Consider the following 25,112-nt stretch of genomic DNA (forward strand, 5'->3'; position numbering starts at 1 on the left):
TTCAATTCAATTTATTTTATAAAATTACATCCATTTTTTAGAACTACGTTCTACTTCAACCAACCAATAATTAATCCAATTTTTTAGTTTGGAATACTTTGCAAATTTAAATCCAACATCGCCGGCGGCGGTATGAAAAGTAATGTGAGCCACATCTGCCTTTTTGTGCCAAAAATATTGCTTTGTTGTTATCCCTTGAATTTTATAAACTTCCAAAAATTGATGTTGTACTTCCCAAGCATTTCTTTTCAACTCAATAAAATCGGCGTTTACATACATTCTATAGTTTCTAAACTTAAACCAAAGCACTGTGCCAACAAACACTAAATATACTAAAATTAAAGGAAAATAGAACTGTATTTCCGGCAAAACAAACAATCCTAGAATAAGCACTGCTGCTATAGGAACAACAATCGTTAGGATTACCGCTTTTAGTAAATATCGAAAATTTGGGGTAAGTACCTCTTTCTCCTTAGTCATTTTCCCGTAAATCATGGTCATGATGTTATTGCGTTCAGCGTCTGAACAACCCGGAATTTCGATAGTTCCTTTTTTTGTATTTTCTTGTTCAAATCCGTCATTTGATGAAGCTTGATTGAGTTCCATCGTAAATAAATTTAATTTCTTTTGAAAGAAATTTTGTGAAAACAATGCCGATTGTACTTTTATCGGTTTTAATAACGTGTTCTTTTTGGCAATTAATCCATGACTTACAACCAACGATTCATTTTGTTTTTTTATTTGATAATCAAAATATTTAAAAACAATTCTGCCCACATTCAAAGTTATTACCACAAACAAAATCAATAAAATGATAAATGAAAGTGAAAAATAAGCAATGCTCTGATCAATATAACCTTCAACTTCTTGTTCGTCAACTTCAAATGTTTCTTTGAAATCATAAATACCATTATACATTGTGCCAAAAAAACCAATGATTAGAGCGATACTTCTACCATAATTGGAAGTAAAACCTACTTTTATTAGCGTGAGTAAATTGATTTTTAAAATTGAATCTTCCGCAAAATCTGTAGCAACTTCATTTGTTTTCGTTTTCTCTGAAGCAACCAATAATTCTTTTAGGTAATTGGCCATTTTAAAATCAATAGCTCGAATGCTCACCTCTTTTTTTGTGCTTCCGGCCGTATCGATATCTAAACTGTAAACCCCTACCATTTTTTGAATTAGGGATTGATTGATATTTACTTGCTGGATTTTATTAAGTTGCAACGTCACTTTATTCTTTGAAAAAATTCCTTCTTGAATCACAAATTCTTGTCGTTTGGAATCAAGATAAAAAGTAAAATTTATATATTTCAGATAAGCAATAACGCCAATAACAACCAACACTAGAACAAGAAAACCAAAAACCACAAAAATTTTGGTCCAATCCATTTTATACAAAACCAACAACAAAGGAGCCCATAAACCTCTGATGATACCTTGTAGCGTATCGGCAAACATTATGGCAATTCCTTTAATGGATTGTCTTTGAGGTTGGCTAAAATCGCAGGTTTCCATCAGTTATAAGTTGGATTCATCGGTTGTTTTAGAATCATCTGACTCCAAGGTAGTTTCAGGAAGTTGTACTTCTTCATCTGGTGTTTCTACTTCTTCATTTTCAATTAATCCCAACAAATATGTTTTGATACTTTCTGCTTGTTGTTTTGGCAATCCCGAAATATGTAAATCGCTACTGCTTCCTCCGGCTGTATAAATTTGCAATTCGCTCAAATCATACATTCTGGAAAAAACACCTTCGTGTAATGCCACATGTTGAATTCGATTGAATGGAATTATGGTTGTTGTAGTGGCTAAAATTCCTTTTCTAAAGATGACATCTCTTTCCCTAACGGCATAGCCTTTCTTTTTAAAAGCTATAGTTGTTAACCAAAATAGCAATCCAATAACGAGAATTTTAGCTGCCGCCAAAGGAAGTATATAATCTCGTGAATCATCATTAAACAATAATAATGCAAAAAACCCTAAAGTTAAAATGACTGAAAAAATGGCGTTACCAATATAAACTACATTTAAATAGTCTTTATGAAGTGGTGTAAATACAACCTCTTCCCATTTAGGTAAATCTTCAAAATTGATCTGCTTGTTTGTAAAATTTTCCAATTTATAATGTTGTAAAATTGATTATGGAATCCATTTTTTCTCAAAATTAGGTTTACGCTTTTCCAGAAAAGCATTTCTTCCTTCTTTTGCTTCGTCAGTCATATACGCTAGTCGGGTTGCTTCACCGGCAAAAACCTGTTGTCCCACCATGCCGTCATCTGTAAGATTCATAGCAAATTTCAACATTTTGATTGACGTTGGCGATTTGGCTAAAATCTCTTGAGCCCATTCATAAGCCGTATTTTCTAATTCATCATGAGGAATAACTGCATTAACCATTCCCATATCAAAAGCTTCTTGTGCGGAATAATTTCTACCTAAAAAGAAAATTTCTCTGGCTTTTTTTTGGCCCACCATTTTGGCTAAATAGGCAGAACCATAACCGCCATCAAAACTCGTTACATCGGCATCTGTTTGTTTAAAAATAGCGTGTTCTTTACTGGCTAAAGTCAAATCGCAAACCACATGCAAACTGTGTCCGCCACCCACTGCCCAACCGGGAACAACAGCAATAACCGCTTTTGGCATAAAACGAATCAACCGTTGTACTTCCAAAATATTCAATCGATGCATACCGTCTTCACCCACATAACCTTGATGACCTCTGGCTTTTTGATCGCCACCGCTACAAAAAGAATATACCCCATCTTTGGAAGAAGGTCCTTCTGCTGAAAGTAAAACCACACCAATTGAGGTGTCTTCTTGAGCATCATAAAAGGCTTGGTATAATTCGGCCGTGGTTTTGGGTCTAAAAGCATTTCTAACATCCGGTCTGTTAAAAGCGATTCGGGCTACCCCATTACATTTTTTATAGGTGATATCTTCAAATTCTTTTGCTGTTTTCCAATCAATTTGTGACATAACGATTCAATTTTTACGTAAAAATAGTACTTTTAGCCATTTAAATAAAACTATTTCCATATGAAAAAGAAACTGACAATTTTAAGTGTTTTATTACTAGCCTTTTATAGTTACAGTCAACATATAAAAACACCCACATTTGAAATTTCCTTTCCGTTAGAACCGAAATTTGAAGAAGTTACAACCGAAACAGATGCGGGCGATTCAACTATAAAAATGTATCAACTACGGCACCTAAATTCTATGATTTTAATGATGGAAGGCACCATTGATGAGGAATATGATTTTGAAAGTATAGAAGAAGTTACAAAAGCATCATTACAAGGAGCGAGAAATGGCAGCAATGACAATTTAGCCTTGCAATTGGGTACAAAAGCAACAAACACCAGTGAAGTATTTTATCAATATAAAGATAAAATCTTGGCTCTGAAATCAAGTGATGTTATCGGACCATTTTTTGGAAATACGTTTGCTACCATTTTTCAAAATAAAATGTACAGCATTATGGTTTTTAGTCAAACTAATGAGGAAGGAACCACGCTTTATAACAATTTACTGGATTCTTTTAAGTTAGTACATTTAAAATAACAGCCTTTTTTATGACTACAATATTCAAATCCTCCATTCATTATTTGACCGGAATTTTACTGACCGTAATGGGTGCTTTTTTAATTTTACTTGCCTTATTTGTTTTGTTTTTTGAAGATTTAATTGTAGAAACAATTATTGTGTCTTCGCTTTTACTTATTGTGGGAATACTTTGTTTTTGGATTTTGTTAGATACCAAGTATAAAATCGACAACACACATGTTTATTATGTTTCAGGTCCTATTCGAGGAAAAATTGAAATTGCTTCCATCCGAAAGATTGAATACCAAAAAGGTTGGTATAACAAAAGTTTTTTAAAACCTACTTTAGATTTTAACGGTATATATCTCTATTACAATAAATTTGATGACATATGTATTTCGCCTCAAAATCGTGTCGAATTTGTTAACTACTTGTTGACAATTAATCCTAATATTGTTATAATTGAATAGGGTTACTAACTTAAAAAAATTAGATTTGTATATCCAAAATCGATTTAATCAATTTTTTTGACATGCCTAAAACCTTAACAGCTGTCTTTTTAATAGCAGTATTTCTTTTTCAGTCTTGTAAAAAAGAACAAGAAAAACCTTTATTAGCTGAAGCTTTAGAGGTAAAGAAATCTATTCATGACAGTTTGTTACTATCCATTCCGTTTCAACTCAATTCTTCACATCCATCTGAAGAGTACATGCTTCAGAAAAAAGCAGCTATTTCAAATTTCTATACCAAAACATTTGAACCAGTTGATTTTAGCGGTAGTTTTTTGGTTGCCAAAAATGGAGTTATACTTTATGAAAAGTATCGAGGTTTTGAAAATTTTGAGAAAAAAATCCCTGTAACCTCCAATTCATCACTTCATGTTGCTTCCATCAGTAAAGTGATTACGGCTACCGCCATATTAAAATTAGTTCAAGACAATCATGTTCAGTTAGATCAAACCGTTCAAAGTATTCTTCCTGATTTTCCGTATGAAAAAACGACCATTCGAACCCTTTTAAATCACAGAAGTGGATTGCCTCATTATTCCAGATTTCCTGAAACTATAAAAGGTTGGAATTCTAAAAAAGTTTTGACAAATCATGATGTTTTGGATTATTTAAAACGATACAAATTGGCCTTGGTTTTTAAAAATGATACTAAATTCAATTATTGCAATACCAACTATGTAATGTTGGCTTTAATCATTGAGAAAGTCACTCAAAAAAGTTATGCTGAAGCTTTAAATACTTTGATTTTTGAACCCTTAAAAATGAAGAATACGTTTGTTTTTGATTATTTAAATCAGAAAAATGATGTAAGTCAATCCTACAAAAGCACCAGAGTAAATTATGGTTGGGATCAGTTTGATGCCCTTTATGGTGACAAAAACATTTATACCAATCCGAGAGATTTAGCCACATTTGATTTGGCCACTTATTCTTCTGAATTTTTACGAAAAAATCTTTGGGAAGAAGCGTTAAAAGGCTATAGTTATGAAAAAAGAGGTGTTCGCAATTATGGCTTAGGCATCCGAATGAACGAATGGGAAACCGGTCAACATTTACATTATCACAATGGCTGGTGGCATGGCAGTACATCGTCTTATGTAACCATTAAAAAAGATACCGTTGTAATTATTGGAATTTCAAACAAATACACTCAAAAAACCTATCAGTCTATCAAACTTTCAAGATTGTTTGGTGATTATCCTTATGAGTTGGATTCACAAAATGTGGAACAATAAATTTATTTCACTAAATAAATTCCGTCTTCTTTAATCTCTATTTGTTTTTGTTTGTATAACATTCCCACTGCTTTTTTGAACGTTTTTTTACTCATTTTCAAAACCGTTTTAATGTCTTCCGGATGACTGTTATCATTTAATCTCAAAAATCCGCGATTGATTTTTAACTCGCTTAGAATTTTTTCAGCGTTGGGTTCGATACTTTCAAAACCTTGTTTTTGCAACGAAACATCAATTTTTCCATCAGGTCGCAAAGCTTTTATGTATCCTGTAGTTTGATCACCGGGTCTGAATTTATCTTCATAAAAACCATCGGCATAAATCAAACCTTTATGCTTTTTATTAATGATGACATTGATTCCTAATTCCGATTGATGAGAATACAATAATGTTACCTCCTCACCTATTTCATAAGTTGGTGGTTCTTGATTTAAAAATTGATTGATTTTACTGGAAGCTACTAATCTATTGGTTTTTTCATCTAAATACAAATGCACCATGTATCGTTTCCCAACTTCCATTTTTCGGGCTTGCTCCAAAAAAGGAGCAAAAATATCTTTTTCTAAACCCCAATCTAAAAATGCTCCAAACTGATTGATGTAATTCACCCGAAGAAATGCAAAATCATTAATTGTGATATAAGGTTGTAGTGTTGTTGCCACCGGACGTTCTTCATGATCAAGATATACAAAAACGGTAATTTCATCACCAATTTCATAGGTTTTAGGCACATATTTGTTTGGCAATAAAACATCGTTTTTACCATCTGATAAAAATAATCCTACTTGTGTGGCTCTATCTATTCGTAAGGTGTGAAAAGTTCCAATAGTTAACATGTCAATTTTTTTTCAAAGATACACATAGTTTAAAGAATACCTAAAAATGAAAATGCGAGAAATTAAACTACGTTTTTAAAATAATCCTTCAACAATTTATCATTATCATAGGTTGGCGTAAAAACTTCTAGAATTTGCGGCTGTTCTGAATTACCAAAAAACGATGTTAGTTCTTGTTTTAAAGATTCTATTGAACTTGCTTTTGTATACTTCATACTATACATTTTAGCTAAATTTTCAGCAGTCAAGCAATGTGACGTTTCAAAATAGGTATGAAAAGTATCATTTTCCTGATGTCCGGGTAAAATTCTGAAAATACCGCCTCCACCGTTATTGATTACAATAATTTTGAAATTTTTTGGCATATAATTGTTCCACAACGCATTACTATCATAAAAGAAACTCACATCACCCGTAATCAAAATAGTTGGTTTTTGTGATGCAACAGCGGCTCCAATTGCTGTGGAAGTACTTCCGTCAATACCGCTGGTTCCTCGATTGCAAAACACAGGAATTGAAGGATTGAATTTGAACAATTGCGTATATCGAATGGCTGAACTATTAGAAATTTGAAGGTGTATAGCATCAGAAAAACAAGTGGACAATTGTTCAAAAACTTTCAAGTCACAAAAATCGATTTTGTTCAAATAGGTTTCATGTTTTGAAAGTCTGTCTTTTAAAATAGTTAGATAGTAATTTTGGTAATAGCTATCTTTATAAATCACATACAACAAAAATTTCTCGAAAAACTTTTGTGGTGTTGTTTTAAAATGATGCGTCAAACAACCAAAAGTATTATAAGCTCGATGCGAATCAACATGCCAATGGTGTTTCGGTTGGTACTTTCTCAAAAAAGATTTGATACGTTTTGAAACAATCATGCCACCAAAAGTGACTAAAATATCCGGTTGAAATGCTACAAAATCAGCATCCGCAAAAGGAGTAATTAATGTATCGATATGTGGTATAAAATTCGGATGATGCACATTTGAAGTTGTTTCGGTCAATACTACCACCGAAGGGTCATTTGCCAAATGATTAATAATTGCAGTGTCTAATGTATTGGGTGGCATTGTTCCAATCAAAATCAATTTCTTTTTAGCTGTATTCCAAATGTTTGTAGCCGCAAATATTTCTTCAAGAGAAACAATTTCTTCTTCTTTAATCAAGGGTAAAATTAACGAATCCACCGAAAGTGAGTCGACTACTTCATATAATGGTTCTTCAAAAGGCACATTGATATGTGTGGGTCCTGATTTCAACATTGCGGTATTGAAAGCACCATTGATTTTTATATCGTTTTCTTCTGATGCTATTTCAGTTAAGTTGGCATTATATATGGTATGATTGGCTAAAACATTTTCCTGTCTGATGGTTTGTCCGTCACCAATATCAACTTTATCCAAAGGTCTGTCCGCAGAAATCACAACTAAAGGAATCATGCTGTAAAAAGCTTCAGCCACAGCCGGATAAAAATTCAACACCGCCGAACCCGAAGTGCAAACCACCACAACCGGTTTATTGATTTGTTGAGCGATTCCCAACGCAAAAAAAGCAGCACAACGTTCGTCAGCAATACTATAACAAGTAAAAAATGGATTATTTGTAAACCCAAGAGTTAGCGGTGCATTACGTGAACCTGGCGAAATTACAATATGTTGTATACCTTTTGCTTCACAAATTTCGAGCAGGCTTTGAGCCAAAGGTATTTTTGGATATTTCATTAGTAAACAACTATTAAAAGAAAGCGTTAAAAAAAAACGCTATTAGAACACAAATTTAAACTTTAGTAAAATAAAAACACCTCCTACAACGTCTAAAGTTTTGTTATATTTGAACAACTTTTCAACATATGGCAATTCAAATACGACCTTATACAGCAACTGATGTTCCAGCTATTTTAGAAATTATTAATTTCAACATACTTCATTCCACTTCATTGTATGATTATGAGCCGAGAACATTGGAAAAACAACTTCAAATTTTAGCTGAAAAAACAGCAAAAGGATTTCCGGTTGTTGTGGCTGTTGTTGAAGATAAAGTAGCCGGTTTTGGCATGTATGGTGAATTTCGATTTCGTGAAGCTTATCGGTTTACTGTTGAGCATTCTGTTTATATTTCGAATGATTTCAAAGGAAAAGGAATTGGCGGCAAACTACTTCAACATTTAATTGAAGATGCTAAAAACAAAAAACTACACACGATGATTGGTGTAGTTGATGCTGAAAATAAAGAAAGTGTTCTTTTTCATGAAAAACATGGCTTTAAAACTGTTGGCATTATAAAAGAATCCGGGTTTAAATTTAACCGTTGGTTGGATTCCGTAATTATGCAATTAATTTTGGAAGAGAATGTATAAATGAAGAACACAGATTAAAGAAATCAATAAAATTTTAAAAATTTATCTGATTTTTCTAATCTGTGTTCGTAACCACTTGGTTCAATATACGTTAATTTAACTTGCTAACCAATCCAATATTTCTTTGTCATTTGGTTTTGTTCTTGGGCTGATTACTTTTTCTAATTCTCCTTTTTCGTTTAGTAAATATTTTTGAAAGTTCCATTCTACTTCGCTGTCTTGCAATCCGTTTTTAGCTTTTTGCGTTAAAAACTGGTAAATTGGAGCCATTTCATTTCCTTTAACAGCAATTTTGCTCATCATTGGAAACGTTACACCATAATTCTTTTCACAAAAAGCTCCGATTTCTTCATTAGTTCCTGGTTCTTGTGACATAAAATCATTAGCCGGAAAACCAATAATTACTAATCCTTTGTCTTTATATTCTTCATACAATACTTGAAGATCTTTGTATTGTGGAGTTAATCCACATTTGGAAGCCGTATTTACAATCATCACTTTTTTACCTCGCAACGAAGCAAAATCAAATTCATTTTCTTCTAAATCAGTTACTTTGAACTGATATACATTTTCTGTTGTCATAGTGTTTTTTTCGATTTTTGAAGTGGTTGTTGTTTTATTTTGTGCCTGATTTTGACAGCTGATAAAAACTACCAAACTGAACGCTAAAATTACTTTTTTCATAGTTACTTTTTTAAACTTGTTTTGCTTTTAAATGTTTTTTATAATTGATGTACGCAAAAATTCCTAGAATAATTACGACAATTACTGAAATATATACAAAATTCGGTGTCACTACTTTGTCTCCACTAGCATACGAATGCAATCCGGTTAAATAGAAATTTACACCAAAATAAGTCATCATAATGGAATAAAACGCAATAATACTTGCAAAATTAAATACAAACAAACCTCTAAAGAAAGGAACAAAACGCATATGAATCACAAAGGCGTAAACCATGATGCTGATTAAAGCCCATGTTTCTTTTGGATCCCAACCCCAATAGCGACCCCAACTTTCATTGGCCCATTGACCGCCTAAAAAGTTTCCGATAGTCAACATTACCAAACCAATGGTTAATGCCATTTCGTTGATATATGTTATTTCCTGAATATTTAATTTCATTCTTACTTTATTATTCTCATTGGTAAGCAGCATTAAGAGCAACGCAACAATACCTAAAATCATGGCTAAGGTAAACGGACCATAACTGGCAACGATAACGGCAACGTGAATCATTAACCAATAGGAATTCAGCACCGGTTGTAAATTAGCAATCGAAGGATCCATCCAATTCCAGTGGGCAATCATCAAAATCATTGCTGTAACAAATGAAGCTGATGCCACCGTAAGTTTTGATTTTCTGTCAAAAGCCAAGCCGAAAAACATGGTAGCCCAAGCCACATAAATCATTGATTCATAAGCATCACTCCAAGGAGCATGACCGGAAATATACCAGCGAACAATTAAACCAGCGGTGTGAAGCACAAATAAAAATCCGATAACCCAATGAAAAATGTTTACTGTGGTATTGATTACTTTATTTGATTTAAAAATTTGAATCACTGTAAAGATCAACATTAAAACACCGGCCATCATATATAAATAGAACAAGCGTTTAAAAATATCATACTTGTTATACAGCACTTCAGAATGAATTCTCTTTTCAGAAGGGCGTACTTTTTCTCCAAATTTTAATTGAAATTTTTCAATGCCTTCAACCAATTCATCTGCTTTTGCATAACCTTTAGTTTGATGAGCTTCTTGAAGAACACTCATATATAAAGGCATCAAATTTTTAATCATTTGAATGTCTTTGTCTTCTGTTTCATTCATTTCCGGATACGAAATCCAGGTGTTATTTTCATCGTTAGGAATGGGGAACAATCGAAGAATACTTCCGCTAAAAGCGGTATTCAATAAAACGACGCGTTTGTTTATTTCAATAAAATCTTTTTGAAATTGATTAGGAATTGCAGCTTTAGTAGCTTCATCCACTAAGTCTGACAACAAATAATTTCCATTTTTATCAAAGAAATTTACAAAAGGTGCAAACTTGGCTTCTTTATCTACTCCAATTATTTTTCGAATGCTGTCATTTCCTTTTTTCAAATAAATGATGGGTATTTCCATCCAATAAAAGGGATATTGTGACATCGACAAAAACACCTGATCTGAATTAAATCCTTTATAATGATCACTCTTGCTTACTTTTCGCAATAATTCTGAAGAGAACGTATTTACAGGCTTCATTCGTCCGCCTTGGTCTTGAATGACTAACGCTCCAAATTTAGCCGCATGTTCTTTTGAGGCAATATTTTTTTCGACAAAAGCTTCAATTTCAGATAGACTAGGTTTTTTTGCATTGTGAAGCGATTCCTGAGCAAAAGCAGAAGTTGTCACTACCAAAAAAGCGATGATTGACAATCCTGCTTTTTTCAATTTCACTTTTTCTAATTTTCGTTTCAAATCCGCAAAACGCGTGTTTTTATCAAACATAATAACCATTAAAGCCAAATACAAAAGGAAATAACCGATATAGGTTATCCAAGTTCCCCAAAAATCGTGATTTACAGAAAGTACCGTTCCTTTTTCATCGGGATGAAAAGAAGCTTGAAAAAAACGATAACCCCGATGGTCCAAAATATTATTCATAAAAATTCGAGCATCAAAATCGTTTCCGTTATCCACCACAGTTACTTTACTTTCAAAAGAAGCATAATTATTCAATGTTCCGGGATAACGTTCCGCAATAAAATCATTCAGTTTTATACCAAAAGGTAATTCATACACTTTACTTCCAAAAAGTAATGTAAACTCCAAATCACCCAATTTAAATGATTCCGGAATGCCCATTTTTCCTTTTGCACCCACTAATGTTACTTCTTTGCTTTCACCATTTGCTTCAACAGTTACCATTAAAGCATCGTCCGATTGCAAATCTTTCCAATCGTTATTTGACTGAAATTCTTTCAATCCTTTAATTGGCGGTTCAGGAAAAACAAATTGAGTTCCCCCTAAATTATATAACGAACGAAGTTGCAAAACTTGCAACGAATCTTTGTAAACATTCCCTTTTAATTGATCAGCCATTCGCATAAAATCACCTCCAAAAGCTGATTCCAGGTATAGTTTTTCGCCTTCCATGGTAACGTTAATTGCTCCCGGAGTTGGTTTGTTGAACGCAAATAAAATATTGTGCAGGTTTTGAACTTCTCCCGCTTTCAAATAATGTTCATGACGCGTTCCTTCGGAAGATTCAACTAATTTGATGTAATACTCTCCATTTTCATTTTCCTTCAAGGTTTCCGTTACATTCATGATGTATTTTTTGTAACGAATTGAAAATGGTGTTTTATCAAAATTGTCATTAATTTTAAAATCATTGGATGCCGCTTGCGATAAAATGAGAGGCTTTTCAATCGTTTTGCGTTTCATTTCGCCTTGGTAATCACCATCAACAAGAACGCTTAGATAGGCTTTGTCTGAGTAAAAAATACGTTCAGTAGCTCCTTCTCTTATCGGCATCATACCTTCAAAACTGATGTAACGTGTGACAAAAGCACCCACTAAAATAAAAATAAACGACATGTGAATTAACAGCGTAGCCCATTTTTCTTTACGCCAAAGTTGGTAGCGTTTGATGTTTCCTATGAAGTTAATCACAAAAAACACCATGATTACTTCAAACCACCAGGCGTTGTAAACCCAGATTCTTGCTGTATCGGTGTTGTAATAACTTTCAATAAAAGTTCCGGCTGCCATGGCTGCTGCAAATCCGATAAATAAAAGAGCCATTAATTTTGTAGAAAAAAGTACAGAAGTAATTTTGTTGACCATTGGAGAAATCCTAATTATTTGAAGCACAAAAATACTGAGAAAAGTAGGAACACCCTATTTTTTTATGCATATTTTAAGTTGCTTTTAAGGTTTGTTGATATGATTCTTAATTTTACATTTGTTCCATTCAATTTTTAGTATTTTAGCCAAATGATTTCAGTAAGTATAATAGGCTCTGGGAACGTTGCTCAACATTTAATTCAGGCTTTTTCTAAAAGTCAGGAAGTTGTTTTGGTTCAAGTTTTTGCCCGAAACAAAGCTGCTGTTTCCAATTTGGTTGAAAACCATAAGATTATTTCTGATTTTTCGGAATTTAAAAATGCTGATGTCTTTGTAATAGCGGTTTCAGACAATGCAATTGAAGCTGTTTCTTCTCAGCTCCCATTTGAAAACAGTTTGGTTGTTCATACTTCGGGTTCTTCTGAAATGAATCAGATACATCCCAATAACAGAAGAGGTGTTTTTTATCCGCTTCAAACATTTACAAAAGGGAAACCGGTTGATTTTAAAGAAATTCCTATTTGTTTAGAAAGCGAGCATTCGTCAGATTACGAAACACTTGAAACTTTAGCAAAAAGCATTTCAGCTGTGACTTATTCGATATCTTCTCAACAGCGAAAAGCGTTGCATGTTGCAGCTGTTTTTGTGTGTAATTTTGTCAATCATCTGTATAGTATCGGAGCTGAAATTTGTGAAGAAAGCAAGTTGCCTTTTTCCATATTACAACCTTTGATTCAGGAAACAGCAAATAAAATTGCAATTAAAAGTCCGGATGAAGCTCAAACCGGACCTGCAAAAAGAGGTGACACTAAAACGATTAACACGCATTTGCATTTTTTATCAGATGAAAATCAAATAGAAATTTATAAACTCATAACAAAATCTATTATAGATCATGACAAAAAGCTATAAAGAACTAATGAATACCATTACCACATTTATTTTTGATGTTGATGGTGTTTTAACAGATGGAACCGTTCATATTGCTCAAAACGGAGAACTGCTTCGAGAAATGCACATTCGCGATGGTTTTGCCATGAAAGCAGCTGTTGAAAGCGGTTATCATGTTTGTATTATTTCCGGTGGTAGTAACGAAGGTGTTCGGATCAGACTACGAAACTTGGGTATAACTGATATCCATTTGGGTTCACCTGACAAAGTGGAAACCTTTAAAGAATATTGTGATGTGTATCAAATCAATCCTGAAAACGTGCTTTATATGGGCGATGATATTCCGGATTTTCATGTGATGCAATTGGTAGGATTGCCCACTTGTCCGCAAGATGCATGTCCGGAAATCAAATCTATTTCAACTTATATTTCTCATAAAGAAGGTGGAAAAGGAGCCGTTAGAGATGTCATTGAACAAGTGATGAAAGTTCAAGGAAAATGGAATACCTATTTTAATGGAAAATTAGATTAACTCCCGATGAAATTTTTAAAACTTATTCGTTATCAAAATTTGATTTTGCTTGCTTTGATGCAATTTTCTTTTCGCTATGGTTTTTTGATTCATCAAGATGTACCTTTAGCATTAGCTGATTGGCAATTTTCGCTTTTAGTATTAGCAACGGTACTTTTGGCTGCAGCAGGATACATTATCAATGATATTTTTGATCAAGATACAGACGAAATTAATAAACCTCAAAAACAAATTATAGGCAAATCTATATCCGAAAACATAGCCTACAATTTGTATGTTTCTTTAAATTTAACCGGTGTTGCCATTGGGTTCTATCTTTCAAATGTGATACTTCGCCCCAGTTTTGCAGTAATTTTTATATTTATTGCGGCTTCTTTGTATTTTTATGCTACGCAACTCAAAAAAATTGCACTTGTTGGTAATTTATTAATTGCTTGTTTAACAGCCGTAAGTGTACTTTTAATTGGTGTTTTTGATTTATATCCGGCAATATATGATGCCAATCGGGAACAAATGGGTCTTATGTTTAAAATTTTAATTGATTATGCATTTTTTGCTTTTTTTATCAATTTGATTAGAGAATTAGTAAAAGACGCTGAAGATTACAAAGGTGATTTTACCGTTGGAGCCAAAACTTTGCCTGTATTAATTGGCACAAAAATAACTGCAAAAATTGTTTTTGTATTACACCTGATTGCGTTGCTCCTTTTGATAAATTATACGAATACCAATTTGTTTGAAAACAATTTATTGATTGCTACGTTGTATGCATTGGTAACGGTAGTTGCACCATTAATACTAACTATGATAAAAAGCTGGAAAGCTGCTACAACTGAAGATTTTCAAACCATTTCAAAAGTGCTGAAAGTGGTTATTTTCTTTGGAATTATGTCAATTGTAGTAATCACTTATTCAATAAAATGGAATGCTTAGAGATAAACTAAAACATAAAAATATCATTCTGGCTTCGGGTTCGCCCAGAAGGCAAGAATTTTTTAAAGATTTGGGTGTAGATTTTGAAATCAAACTCAAAGAAATTGACGAGGTTTATCCGGAACATCTAAAGGCTGAAGAAATCACCGATTATTTAGCGGTTTTAAAAGCAACTGCATTTGACGGTGAACTTAAGGAGGATGATGTTTTAATAACCAGCGACACGATTGTTTGGTTGCATGAAAAAGCGTTGGGCAAACCCAAAAATTATGATGATGCATTTACAATGTTGTCTGATTTATCCAATACAACACATGAAGTAATAACCTCTGTTTGTTTTAAAACAAATAAAACTACTGACGTTTTTCATGACAAAACAAAAGTAACATTTGAAAAATTATCTGATGAATCGATACGGTATTATCTTGATAATTTTAAACCTTTTGACAAAGCCGGAAGTTACGGTGTTCAGGAATGGATTGGTTGGATTGGTATAAAAAAAATGGAAGGTTCGTATGCAAATGTTGTAGGAATGCCCGTGCATCTTGTATTTAAAAAATTAGCTACATTTATTTAAATATTTTTTATAATTATGAGACTTTTTAATGAGTATATAAAAGAAGTTATAATAACACTTTTCGTTCTAGTTGTTTTAATCATTGTTCGCTTACTAATTGCTAAAATCGTGAAACGTTTTGCCAGAATAAGTGAAATATTAGAGCATAGAACAAAATTAGTAATAAAGTATTTCAATATATTAATTGGCACAATTGCTGTAATAACGTTGTTTGTGATTTGGGGTGTTAAACCTGAAAATATAGTTTTTGTAACCTCCTCTATTTTTGCTGTTATTGGCGTTGCCATGTTCGCACAATGGTCGATTTTAAGTAATGTAACATCGGGAATAATTTTGTTTTTTTCCGCACCTTTTAAAATTGGTGACACCATTAAAATACATGATAAAGATTTTCCAATCGAAGCAGAAATTGAAGATATTAGAGGGTTTCACACCTATTTAAAAACCAAAGAAGGAGAAATTATCACCTATCCAAACAGTTTGTTATTGCAAAAAGGAGTATCTATCATTTATCCTGAAAAGGAAACAAGAGAATTTACCGATTAAAATGGAATGGGTTTTAATGAAAATGATTTAAAAATAAATGATACCTAAAAAAGTTGTTGTCTTGGTTTTTTTAATTTGTAGTTTTCCCGGCTACAGCCAAGATAATACAACAAAAAAAGATACTATAATAACTGCATATAAAGACATTGAAAACTATTCTAAAAAAAGTAAATTCACCAAATTTGTGCATGGCTTAGTGTTTAGAACAGTTCAAACGAAACCTACTTTAAACAAACACACCAAAAGAATTCAACGAAAAAATTTTCAGAATTACGAGAACAAAATAATTCGAAATATTGAAATCACCACTTTAGATCCTTTTGGTTATTCTACATCGGATACTGCAGCCAAGCCAACGCGTTTTTCATCTAAACTTGGCAATACGTTGCATGCAAAAACCAAACAATTCATTATCAAAGATTTATTACTACTAAAAAAAGGCGATCGTTTGGACACGCTTTTGGTTTATGAAAGTGAGCGTATCATTAGAAGCCAACGTTACATTAGAAGCGTTCAAATTGAACCTCAAATGATTTCGTCAAAATCGGATAGTGTTGATGTTATTATTCGCGTTTTAGATTCTTGGAGTTTAATTCCTAACGTTACGCCAACCACTAGTAGGGTAACTTATGAAGTTAGAGAGCGTAATTTTTTAGGTTTAGGTCATGATTGGTCCAATTCGTTCCGACAAAATATTGACGATTCCAAGTCTGCTTTATCCACAAGATATACGTTACCCAACATCAAAAATACTTTTATAAGAGCCACTTTAAATTATCAAATTGATTTACAAGATAATTACACTAAAGGAATTCAAGTAGAACGAACTTTTATCTCCCCCTACACAAGATGGGCCGGTGGATTTCAGTATGAAAACAAATTTTTACAAGACAGTTTGCCTTTGTCCCCCAATCAATACAAGAAAGAAAATTTTAAATCAGATACCTATGATGCCTGGATTGGTTATTCCTTGCCAATAAATATAGGTAATGGAAATTTTGTCAAAGAAACCAATTTGATAACCACGCTTCGTCTTTTAAATGTAGATTTCATTGAAAAACCTTCTATAGAATCTGATAGTATTAATTTCTTTTCTGACGAAAAATTTATTTTAAGTGGTATTGGAATTTCAAATCGAAGTTTTGTTCAAGATAGCTATATTTTCAATTACGGAATAACCGAAGACGTTCCTATTGGAAAGTATTTTGGAACTACTGCAGGTTATCAAAGAAAAAATGAAGGCAGTAGATTATATTTAGGACTTAGAGCTACTTTGGGAAATTATTTCAGTTGGGGCTATTTGAGCACCAATTTTGAATTTGGAAGTTTTTACAGAGATAAAAGCACCGAACAAAACACCTTTGTATCACAAGTAAATTATTTTACTCCTTTAATTGAAATGGGGCGTTGGAAAATGCGACATTTTATAAAAAACGATATTATTATCGGCAATAACCGACTTAATTCTGAAGGTGACCGATTGAATATTAACGAAAATAATGGTATTCAAGGCTTCAACAGTCCAAAATTACTAGGTACAAAAAAAATAGTTCTATCGCTCCAATCGCAAACTTATTCTCCTTGGAATTGGGCAGGATTTCGTTTTAGTCCTTTTTTTAATTATAGTCTTGCTTTGTTGGGTGATGGTGCCAATGGTTTCAAAAAAAGTGAAGGTTTCAACAAATATACTTTAGGAGTTATTCTCACTAATGATTATTTGGTATTCAACAACTTTCAGTTGTCTTTTTCATTTTATCCTAAAATACCAAATCAAGGAGAAAACATATTCAACACCAATTCCTTTCAAACCTCTGATTTTGGTTATCTTGACTTTGAAATTAACAAACCACGAACTGCAACATATAATTGATTTCATGACTTATCATTTCCAAATGGCATAATTTTGGCAAGATTTAATTAGATTAAGATTTGTACTAACTAAAATTTTAAATTATGAAACCAATAAAATTAGGATTTACAGCACTACTGCTCTTATTTGTAGCAACCGCTTTCTCTCAAGTAAACGTTACTATTGGAACACCACCACCATGGGGTCCTGCAGGTTATACTGAGGTTCGCTATTATTACATACCGGACATTGAAATATATTATGATGTACAACAATCACAATATGTCTATTTTGAAAAAGGAAAATGGTACAGAAAAAGAAATTTACCGGGAAAATTTAAAAAGTATGATTTCTATTCGGGATATAAAGTTGTTTTAACAGATTACCATGGTCCAACACCTTATGTTCATTTTAACAACCATAAAGTAAAATATCCGAAAGGTTTTAAAGGAAGTCCTCAAAAAACAATTGGTACCAAAAACAATCCCAAGCAAAAAACTACTGCTTTGAAACCTAAAAATCAAAAATCAAATTCAAGTGACAATACTTCTAAAGGAAAGAAAACAAAAAATTAAACACTTATTAATCATTAAAAAACAGAGGCTCAATACCTCTGTTTTTTTTGTTAAAGATATTTTAAATAAAAAATAAAGTCTCTTTAATTAGTATATTTGAAATCCGACAATTAATCCTGATTTATGAAACAAAAAATATATTTTGTTTTTTTATTTAGCCTATTTTCTTTTGCCTCACTTTTTGCTCAACAACCTGAAAAACCCTCAGCTGTTGAAATTTATCATGCCATTCAAAAATTAAATTTCTTAGGTTCGGTGCTTTATATCGCGGCTCATCCGGATGATGAAAACACGCGATTGATTTCCTACATGGCCAATCATCAAAAAGCAAGAACAGCCTATTTGTCTTTAACCCGAGGTGATGGTGGGCAAAATCTTATCGGAACAGAGTTACGCGAATTATTGGGCGTTATCAGAACACAAGAACTTATTGAAGCCCGAAAAATTGATGGCGGTGAACAATTTTTTACCCGTGCCAATGACTTTGGTTATTCTAAAATTCCGGATGAAACATTGAAAATATGGGACAAAGATCAGGTGAAAGAAGACATGATTTATGTGATTCGAAAATTCAAACCCGATGTAATTATCAATCGTTTTGACCATCGTTCGCCGGGAACAACACATGGACATCACACCTCTTCGGCTTTACTTGCTCTTGAAATTTTTGATCAGATTAATGATAAAAATATTTTTCCAAATCAATTGAATTATGTTTCAACTTGGCAACCAAAACGCTTATTTTTCAACACATCATGGTGGTTTTATGGAAGTAGAGAAAAATTTGATGAGGCAGACAAAAAGAACTTAGTAAACTTTGAAACCGGAATTTATTATCCCTTATTCGGAAAATCAAATCAAGAAATTGCCGCATTAAGTAGAAGTCGTCACCAATCTCAAGGTTTTGGAAGCACAGGAAGCAGAGGAGAAGAAATTGAATATTTGGAATTGATAAAAGGAACTGTTCCAACAGACAATAAAAACATTTTTGAAGGCATTGACACTTCTTGGAACCGTGTAAAAGGTGGTGCTGCAATTGGAAAAATTCTTTCAGAAGTTGAAAAGAAATTTGATTTCAAAAACCCTTCCGCCAGTATTCCTATGCTTGTTTCGGCTTATGAAATGCTACAAAAAACCGAAGACGAACATTGGAAAACAATAAAATCTGACGAACTTAAAAAAATCATTCAAGCTTGTGCCGGATTATATCTGGAAGGTGTTGCAGCACAACAAAGCATTACACCGGGAAGTTTGTTAAAAGTAAAATTAGAAACCATTAACCGAAGTGTCATTCCAATGGTTTTAAAAGGGATGACATTCCTTCCGGAAGGAAAATTTATAATCGAAAATAAAGCATTACAAAACAACATTTCTGAAACTTTTGAAGCAGAGCTGTTGATCCCTCAAAATCTTGAATATACAGAACCCTATTGGCTCAGAAAAGAGGGGACTGTTGGCATGTATCGTGTTGATGAACAAGAGCGAATTGGTTTACCGGATATCATCAGGCAACTAAAAGTTAGGTTTGAAATCATCATAAATAACGTAAACATTCCTTTTGAAAAAGAAATCATTTACAAATACAACGACCCGGTTCACGGCGAAGTATATAAACCGTTGGATGTTGTTCCAACAGCAACTACTTCTATAGTGGACAAGGTTAAAATTTTTCAAGCCCAACAAACACAACCCATAACTGTTTTAGTTAAATCAGGGAAAGACAATATTAACGGCATTTTAAAACTTGATTTACCTAAAAATTGGAAAGTAAATCCGGAACAAATTCCTTTTGAATTATCCAAAAAAGGTGCAGAAGCTACCTTTACCTTTCAAGTTACCGCTCCAAGTCAAGTGGAAGAAATTCAAACCAAAAGCATCGCTATTATTGATGGGAAAGTGGAAGATAAAGAACAATTGCTCATTTCGTATAACCACATTGCAACACAACAGGTCTTATCTACAGCTTCTGCTAAATTTATTCGTTTAGACCTTAAAACGAATGGTGAAAAAATAGCTTATATCATGGGAGCCGGTGATGAAGTGCCTACCTATTTATCGCAAATGGGCTATGAAGTAACCGTTTTAAAACCTGAAGAAATTACCGTTCAAAATTTGAAAAAATATCAAGTGGTAGTAGTCGGAATCAGAGCCTATAATACGGTTGAAGAATTGGCATTCAAACAGCAATTGCTTTTTGATTTTGTAAAAGAAGGCAACACCATGATTGTGCAATACAACACCACAGGAAAGTTGACCGTAAAGGAAATTGCTCCTTTTCACTTAAAGATTTCAAGAGACCGAGTTACCGAAGAAGATGCCGAAGTTCGTTTTTTGGCACCCAATCATAAAGTTTTAAATTTTCCGAATCAAATCACTTCCAAAGATTTTGAAGGCTGGGTTCAAGAACAAGGTTTGTATTTTCCAAATGAATGGGATGCAACCTTTACCCCTATTCTTTCTTCCAATGATTTAGGCGAAGAACCAAAAAACGGAAGTTTATTAGTTGCCCCTTACGGAAAAGGACATTACATTTACACCGGATTAAGCTTTTTTAGAGAACTTCCTGCAGCAGTGCCTGGAGCCTTTCGATTGTTTGCCAACATGATTTCAATTAGCTCAAAATCTAATCAACCATGACAGAAAATAAGAACTCAAATTTAAAGAACGTATATGTATGGATATTGATTGCCAATGCCATTTATATCTTGGTTTTTTATTTTATCATGAAAAACTTTTCTTAATCCATGCAACTAATTGATTGGTTCATACTCGTTTTTACACTACTTTTTATTGTAGTATATGGTGCTTGGAAAACAAAAGGCAGTAAAAACGTAAAAGATTATATTTTAGGAAATAACGAGTCAAAATGGTGGACTGTTGGTATTTCTGTAATGGCTACACAAGCCAGTGCCATCACTTTTTTATCAACTCCGGGCCAAGCCTTTCACGACGGAATGGGATTTGTACAATTCTATTTTGGATTGCCCATTGCCATGATAATTATTTGTTTGTTTTTTATTCCCATATACCACAAACTCAATGTTTATACGGCTTATGAATTTTTAGAAAATCGGTTTGATCAAAAAACCAGAAGTTTAGCGGCAATCTTGTTTTTGATTCAACGTGGTTTAGCTGCAGGAATTACCATTTATGCTCCGGCCATTATTCTTTCTTCCATTTTAGGTTGGAATTTGAATTTATTGAATTTAATTATTGGCGTTTTAGTTATCATATATACCGTTTCGGGAGGAACCAAAGCCGTAAACGTTACTCAAAAACAACAGATGTTCATTATCATGTCCGGCATGTTTATTGCTTTTTATCTGATTTTAAGTTACTTACCGAAAGAAATTTCATTTTCCAATGCTCTAAAAATTGCAGGAGTAAATGATAAAATGAACATCTTGGATTTTTCATTTAACCCAAACAGTCGCTATACATTTTGGAGCGGCATCACCGGTGGTTTGTTCTTGGCTCTTTCCTATTTTGGTACCGATCAATCACAAGTGCAGCGTTATCTTTCCGGAAAATCCATTCGTGAAAGCCAACTCGGATTAGCCTTCAACGGCCTTTTAAAAGTGCCCATGCAATTTTTTATTTTGCTGACAGGCGTTATGGTTTTTGTTTTTTTTCAATTCAATAAAGTACCCTTAAATTTTAATCCTACGAGTCAAATTGCTGTTGAAAAATCTATCTATGCCAATGATTACAAAGCTCTTGAAGACCGATTGGAATCCATTCAAGAAGAAAAAAAGGAGATGACTTTGACTTATGCCAATCAATTAAATTTTGATGTGGACAATCCGGTTTTACGAAAAAGAATTATTGCACTTTCCGAAAAAGAAAAAACAATTCGAGAAGAAGCACAAGGTATCATCAAAAAAATAAAACAAGAACCAAATGATAAAGACTATGTTTTTATTCACTTTATCTTGAATTATCTCCCGGTGGGGTTGGTTGGTTTGTTACTTGCTGTGATTTTATCGGCAGCTATGTCCTCCACGGCATCAGAATTAAATGCTCTTTCTTCTACCACGACTATGGATATTTACAAACGGAATTTAAAAACCGAAAAATCAGATAAACACTTTGTTTTGGCCTCAAAAGGTTTTACGCTGATGTGGGGAGTTATTGCTATTTTATTTGCTTGTTTTGGAACTTTAATTGAAAACTTAATACAATTAGTTAATATTGTTGGTTCTGTGTTCTACGGAACCATACTTGGCATATTTCTTGTTGCATTCTTTTTTAAATTTATTAAAGGGAATGCGATATTTTATGCCGGTGTTATCAGTCAAATTATAATCTTTATAATTTACTATAATTACATTCATATTTATCCATCAGGAAAAGAATTGTTGGGATACTTATGGTTGAATGCCATTGGTGCAGCTCTCACCTTGGGTTTATCCACTTTAATACAATTATTCAGTAAAAACAAAACGAACTAAAAACAAGATCATGTCAAAAAAACTACTTGGATTTATATGCATCCAACTGTTTTCATTTGCTATATTTTCACAAAATATAACAATCTATGATGGCATATCTAATGAAACCATAGAAGCCGTTACGCTCAATTCAAATCACCCCAAAACTTCAATTGTTACCAACAATAAAGGAGAAGCCTCACTTGATTCGTTTAAAGAGGCTAAGAAAATTTACATTCGTTGTTTGGGATATGAGACACAAATTGTAAGTTACAATCAAATTGAAAAATCTAACTTTAGAATTTATTTAATTCCGGAAAACACCTCTCTGAATGAAGTAGTACTTTCTGCTTCTAAATGGATAGAAACCAAGAAAAGTGTTCCCAACTCTATTGTTACATTCAAAGCGAAAGATATTGCCTTGAACAATCCGCAAACTTCTGCTGATTTATTAAACAACACCGGAAAAGTTTTTGTTCAAAAAAGTCAACTTGGAGGCGGAAGTCCAATTATTAGAGGCTTTGCGACAAATCGTGTTTTATTAAATGTTGACGGAATAAGAATGAACAATGCTATTTTCAGAAGTGGCAATATTCAAAACGTTATTTCTATTGATGCCAACAGCATTCAAAATACAGAAGTGATATTAGGTCCCGGAACGGTTATATACGGTAGCGATGCCATTGGTGGGGTAATGAATTTTTATACTTTTGAACCGGAATATGCCAAAGAACACCCTTTTTATTCGGGAAATACTTTAAGCCGATGGTCCTCTGCAAATAATGAAAAAACAATTCATTTTGATTTAAATGTTGGTACTTCAAAATGGGCTTTTGTTACCTCAGCAACATTTAGTGATTTTGAAGACCTTAAAATGGGTAAGCATGGTCCGAGAGCTTACATTAGACCCGATTATGTTCAAACCATTGACAATGTGGATGAAATAATCACCAATCCAAACCCAAATAAGCAAGTAGAATCAGGTTATAGTCAAGTCAATTTATTGCAAAAAATTGCTTTTAAACCAAACGATTATTGGAACTTTATTTATGCTTTTCATTATTCTTCCACTTCTGATTTTAATCGTTATGATCAATTGTTACGAAGAAGAAATGACCAACTTCGTTTTGCAGAATGGTATTATGGCCCGCAAGATTGGACGATGCATCATTTAAAAATAAGTCATTCTAAACCCAACAAATGGTTTGATAAAGCTCAATTTAATGCCAGCTATCAATTGTTTGAAGAAAGCCGACATAATCGAAATTTAAATGCTACAATTCGAAATAGCAACATCGAAAATGTTGGAGCTTTTGCATCCAACTTTGATTTTATCAAAAAACTAAATTCAAAACAAAAACTTTCTTACGGAATAGAATACATTCTAAATAACATAAATTCTGTTGGATTTCAAAAAAACATTTTAACTGACGAAAAAGAAGCAATTCCTCCAAGATATCCTGATGGTTCTTCATGGCAATCGTTGGCTACTTATGTTCAATACGAAAACAAGCTTACGGATAAATTTACCTTTCAATCGGGATTGCGATTCAATCAAATTTGGTTGGATGCCTCTTTTGATAAAACTTTTGTAGACTATCCTTTTGATAAAACAGAAATCAACACCAGTGCTTTTACAGGAAGTGTTGGATTTACTTATTTGGCTTCAGATAAAACAGCACTTTTTTTTAATACCGGAACTGCTTTTCGATCACCAAATATTGATGATATTGGTAAAACCTATGAAAGCACACCCGGCAATGTTGTGGTGCCAAACCCGGATTTAGAATATGAATATGCTTATAATTTTGAAATGGGCTTACAACAAAAAATAGGTAAATCAATTACGCTTGATGTAACCGGATTTTATACCATTGTTGAAGATGCTTTAGTAAGAAGACCGTTTACTTTTAATGGAGAAAACACTATTGTTTTTCAAGGAGAAGAAAGCAATGTGCAAGCCATTCAAAATGCTGCAAAAGCAAATGTTTATGGTTTACAAGCAGGAGTAAATATTGAGCTTTCACCCATTTTAAATTGGAAAACCAATGCCAATTGGACCAAAGGTGAAGAAGAATTAGACAATGGAAACAAAGCACCTTTACGCCATGCTGCACCTTTTTTTGGCGACAGCCGATTGCTTTTAAAAACCCGGAAATGGATTACTGATTTGTCGGTTATTTATAACTCTAAAATCAAAGCCAACAACTTAGCTCCTTCAGAGGTGGAAAAAGAGTATTTGTATGCTACAGACAAAAATGGAAGACCCTATGCTCCAAGTTGGTACACCTTAAATTTGAAAGCCATTTATAAACTAGATGAAAATTGGTCTTTTTCAGGCGGACTTGAAAACATTACAGACCAACGTTATCGTCCGTATTCCTCAGGAATTACGGCAGCCGGCAGAAACTTAATTCTTGCAATTCAAACTTCATTTTAACAAA

At 33.2% G+C, this 25,112-nt stretch carries 21 protein-coding genes; 14 read left to right on the top strand and 7 right to left on the bottom strand.

Annotated elements, in window-relative coordinates:
- Positions 1-24 precede the first annotated feature (24 nt).
- Genes B3L86_RS10115 through B3L86_RS10125 form a run of 3 tightly spaced genes read right to left on the bottom strand, consistent with a single transcriptional unit; the run spans position 25 to position 2,985 of the window.
- Positions 25-1,521: a PH domain-containing protein gene (locus B3L86_RS10115; RefSeq protein ID WP_291118451.1), complete on the bottom strand. Its 1,497-nt coding sequence runs from the start codon at positions 1,519-1,521 to the stop codon at positions 25-27.
- Positions 1,522-1,524: 3 nt separating this feature from the next.
- Entirely contained in the window at positions 1,525-2,124 is a 600-nt protein-coding gene (locus B3L86_RS10120) for a PH domain-containing protein (RefSeq protein WP_291118453.1), read from the bottom strand.
- Between the two features lie 21 nt (positions 2,125-2,145).
- On the bottom strand, positions 2,146-2,985 hold the full coding sequence (locus B3L86_RS10125) for a 1,4-dihydroxy-2-naphthoyl-CoA synthase (protein WP_188362058.1): 840 nt from the start codon (positions 2,983-2,985) through the stop codon (positions 2,146-2,148).
- Between the two features lie 60 nt (positions 2,986-3,045).
- On the opposite strand from B3L86_RS10125, the gene B3L86_RS10130 reads away from it, so the two are divergent.
- The 3 genes from B3L86_RS10130 (at position 3,046) to B3L86_RS10140 (ending at position 5,299) form a co-directional block, all read left to right on the top strand.
- Entirely contained in the window at positions 3,046-3,573 is a 528-nt protein-coding gene (locus B3L86_RS10130; RefSeq protein ID WP_291118458.1) for a hypothetical protein, read from the top strand.
- Positions 3,574-3,584: 11 nt separating this feature from the next.
- Positions 3,585-4,025, top strand: coding sequence for a PH domain-containing protein (locus B3L86_RS10135; protein ID WP_291118460.1), 441 nt, complete (start codon positions 3,585-3,587; stop codon positions 4,023-4,025).
- Between the two features lie 62 nt (positions 4,026-4,087).
- Positions 4,088-5,299 (top strand): serine hydrolase domain-containing protein, encoded by a 1,212-nt coding sequence (locus B3L86_RS10140; protein WP_291118462.1) that lies wholly within the window; start codon positions 4,088-4,090, stop codon positions 5,297-5,299.
- A gap of 2 nt (positions 5,300-5,301) precedes the next feature.
- On the opposite strand, the gene B3L86_RS10145 is transcribed toward B3L86_RS10140, so the two are convergent.
- On the bottom strand, positions 5,302-6,135 hold the full coding sequence (locus B3L86_RS10145) for a CvfB family protein (RefSeq protein ID WP_291118464.1): 834 nt from the start codon (positions 6,133-6,135) through the stop codon (positions 5,302-5,304).
- A 62-nt stretch (positions 6,136-6,197) separates the two neighbouring features.
- Positions 6,198-7,859 (bottom strand): 2-succinyl-5-enolpyruvyl-6-hydroxy-3-cyclohexene-1-carboxylic-acid synthase, encoded by a 1,662-nt coding sequence (gene menD / locus B3L86_RS10150; RefSeq protein WP_291118467.1) that lies wholly within the window; start codon positions 7,857-7,859, stop codon positions 6,198-6,200.
- A gap of 128 nt (positions 7,860-7,987) precedes the next feature.
- Here menD and B3L86_RS10155 point away from each other — a divergent pair, with 128 nt between their 5' ends.
- On the top strand, positions 7,988-8,494 hold the full coding sequence (locus B3L86_RS10155) for a GNAT family N-acetyltransferase (RefSeq protein WP_291118470.1): 507 nt from the start codon (positions 7,988-7,990) through the stop codon (positions 8,492-8,494).
- A gap of 96 nt (positions 8,495-8,590) precedes the next feature.
- On the opposite strand, the gene B3L86_RS10160 is transcribed toward B3L86_RS10155, so the two are convergent.
- Positions 8,591-9,178 carry a glutathione peroxidase gene (locus B3L86_RS10160; RefSeq protein ID WP_291118473.1) on the bottom strand — a complete coding sequence of 196 codons (588 nt, stop codon included), beginning with the start codon at positions 9,176-9,178 and terminating at the stop codon, positions 8,591-8,593.
- Positions 9,179-9,188: 10 nt separating this feature from the next.
- Complete coding sequence (ccsA, locus tag B3L86_RS10165; protein ID WP_291118476.1) at positions 9,189-12,335, bottom strand: cytochrome c biogenesis protein CcsA; 3,147 nt, start codon at positions 12,333-12,335, stop codon at positions 9,189-9,191.
- Between the two features lie 150 nt (positions 12,336-12,485).
- Here ccsA and B3L86_RS10170 point away from each other — a divergent pair, with 150 nt between their 5' ends.
- The 10 genes from B3L86_RS10170 (at position 12,486) to B3L86_RS10215 (ending at position 25,108) form a co-directional block, all read left to right on the top strand.
- Positions 12,486-13,247: a Rossmann-like and DUF2520 domain-containing protein gene (locus B3L86_RS10170; RefSeq protein ID WP_291118480.1), complete on the top strand. Its 762-nt coding sequence runs from the start codon at positions 12,486-12,488 to the stop codon at positions 13,245-13,247.
- Positions 13,231-13,758, top strand: coding sequence for a KdsC family phosphatase (locus tag B3L86_RS10175; protein ID WP_291118483.1), 528 nt, complete (start codon positions 13,231-13,233; stop codon positions 13,756-13,758). The genes B3L86_RS10170 and B3L86_RS10175 overlap by 17 nt, the downstream gene beginning before the upstream one ends.
- A 6-nt stretch (positions 13,759-13,764) precedes the next feature.
- Positions 13,765-14,691, top strand: coding sequence for a geranylgeranylglycerol-phosphate geranylgeranyltransferase (locus B3L86_RS10180; RefSeq protein WP_291118486.1), 927 nt, complete (start codon positions 13,765-13,767; stop codon positions 14,689-14,691).
- Positions 14,684-15,268 carry a Maf-like protein gene (locus B3L86_RS10185; RefSeq protein WP_291118489.1) on the top strand — a complete coding sequence of 195 codons (585 nt, stop codon included), beginning with the start codon at positions 14,684-14,686 and terminating at the stop codon, positions 15,266-15,268. The genes B3L86_RS10180 and B3L86_RS10185 overlap by 8 nt, the downstream gene beginning before the upstream one ends.
- 15 nt (positions 15,269-15,283) lie before the next feature.
- Positions 15,284-15,814 carry a mechanosensitive ion channel domain-containing protein gene (locus B3L86_RS10190; RefSeq protein ID WP_291118491.1) on the top strand — a complete coding sequence of 177 codons (531 nt, stop codon included), beginning with the start codon at positions 15,284-15,286 and terminating at the stop codon, positions 15,812-15,814.
- Between the two features lie 37 nt (positions 15,815-15,851).
- Positions 15,852-17,684, top strand: a complete 1,833-nt coding sequence (locus B3L86_RS10195) for a hypothetical protein (protein WP_291118494.1) — start codon at positions 15,852-15,854, stop codon at positions 17,682-17,684.
- An 83-nt stretch (positions 17,685-17,767) separates the two neighbouring features.
- A complete protein-coding gene (locus B3L86_RS10200) occupies positions 17,768-18,238 on the top strand; it encodes a hypothetical protein (RefSeq protein ID WP_291118496.1) in 471 nt (156 codons plus the stop codon).
- Positions 18,239-18,361: 123 nt separating this feature from the next.
- Positions 18,362-20,875 carry a PIG-L family deacetylase gene (locus tag B3L86_RS10205; RefSeq protein ID WP_291118499.1) on the top strand — a complete coding sequence of 838 codons (2,514 nt, stop codon included), beginning with the start codon at positions 18,362-18,364 and terminating at the stop codon, positions 20,873-20,875.
- 107 nt (positions 20,876-20,982) lie between these two features.
- Complete coding sequence (locus tag B3L86_RS10210) at positions 20,983-22,689, top strand: sodium:solute symporter (protein ID WP_291118502.1); 1,707 nt, start codon at positions 20,983-20,985, stop codon at positions 22,687-22,689.
- Between the two features lie 10 nt (positions 22,690-22,699).
- Positions 22,700-25,108 carry a TonB-dependent receptor gene (locus B3L86_RS10215; RefSeq protein WP_291118505.1) on the top strand — a complete coding sequence of 803 codons (2,409 nt, stop codon included), beginning with the start codon at positions 22,700-22,702 and terminating at the stop codon, positions 25,106-25,108.
- Positions 25,109-25,112: the final 4 nt, after the last annotated feature.

Origin of the sequence: Flavobacterium sp. UBA6135, assembly GCF_002428305.1 — a bacterium.
Taxonomy (GTDB): Bacteria; Bacteroidota; Bacteroidia; order Flavobacteriales; family Flavobacteriaceae; genus Flavobacterium.

Excerpts from the sequence above, each read along its gene's own strand:
- B3L86_RS10115 (WP_291118451.1), bottom strand. The coding sequence starts at position 1,521 with ATGGAAACCTGCGATTTTAGCCAACCTCAAAGACAATCCATTAAAGGA.
- B3L86_RS10125 (WP_188362058.1), bottom strand. The coding sequence starts at position 2,985 with ATGTCACAAATTGATTGGAAAACAGCAAAAGAATTTGAAGATATCACC.
- B3L86_RS10130 (WP_291118458.1), top strand. The coding sequence starts at position 3,046 with ATGAAAAAGAAACTGACAATTTTAAGTGTTTTATTACTAGCCTTTTAT.
- B3L86_RS10135 (WP_291118460.1), top strand. The coding sequence starts at position 3,585 with ATGACTACAATATTCAAATCCTCCATTCATTATTTGACCGGAATTTTA.
- B3L86_RS10140 (WP_291118462.1), top strand. The coding sequence starts at position 4,088 with ATGCCTAAAACCTTAACAGCTGTCTTTTTAATAGCAGTATTTCTTTTT.
- B3L86_RS10145 (WP_291118464.1), bottom strand. The coding sequence starts at position 6,135 with ATGTTAACTATTGGAACTTTTCACACCTTACGAATAGATAGAGCCACA.
- menD (WP_291118467.1), bottom strand. The coding sequence starts at position 7,859 with ATGAAATATCCAAAAATACCTTTGGCTCAAAGCCTGCTCGAAATTTGT.
- B3L86_RS10155 (WP_291118470.1), top strand. The coding sequence starts at position 7,988 with ATGGCAATTCAAATACGACCTTATACAGCAACTGATGTTCCAGCTATT.
- B3L86_RS10160 (WP_291118473.1), bottom strand. The coding sequence starts at position 9,178 with ATGAAAAAAGTAATTTTAGCGTTCAGTTTGGTAGTTTTTATCAGCTGT.
- ccsA (WP_291118476.1), bottom strand. The coding sequence starts at position 12,335 with ATGGTCAACAAAATTACTTCTGTACTTTTTTCTACAAAATTAATGGCT.
- B3L86_RS10170 (WP_291118480.1), top strand. The coding sequence starts at position 12,486 with ATGATTTCAGTAAGTATAATAGGCTCTGGGAACGTTGCTCAACATTTA.
- B3L86_RS10175 (WP_291118483.1), top strand. The coding sequence starts at position 13,231 with ATGACAAAAAGCTATAAAGAACTAATGAATACCATTACCACATTTATT.
- B3L86_RS10180 (WP_291118486.1), top strand. The coding sequence starts at position 13,765 with ATGAAATTTTTAAAACTTATTCGTTATCAAAATTTGATTTTGCTTGCT.
- B3L86_RS10185 (WP_291118489.1), top strand. The coding sequence starts at position 14,684 with ATGCTTAGAGATAAACTAAAACATAAAAATATCATTCTGGCTTCGGGT.
- B3L86_RS10190 (WP_291118491.1), top strand. The coding sequence starts at position 15,284 with ATGAGACTTTTTAATGAGTATATAAAAGAAGTTATAATAACACTTTTC.
- B3L86_RS10195 (WP_291118494.1), top strand. The coding sequence starts at position 15,852 with ATGATACCTAAAAAAGTTGTTGTCTTGGTTTTTTTAATTTGTAGTTTT.
- B3L86_RS10200 (WP_291118496.1), top strand. The coding sequence starts at position 17,768 with ATGAAACCAATAAAATTAGGATTTACAGCACTACTGCTCTTATTTGTA.
- B3L86_RS10205 (WP_291118499.1), top strand. The coding sequence starts at position 18,362 with ATGAAACAAAAAATATATTTTGTTTTTTTATTTAGCCTATTTTCTTTT.
- B3L86_RS10210 (WP_291118502.1), top strand. The coding sequence starts at position 20,983 with ATGCAACTAATTGATTGGTTCATACTCGTTTTTACACTACTTTTTATT.
- B3L86_RS10215 (WP_291118505.1), top strand. The coding sequence starts at position 22,700 with ATGTCAAAAAAACTACTTGGATTTATATGCATCCAACTGTTTTCATTT.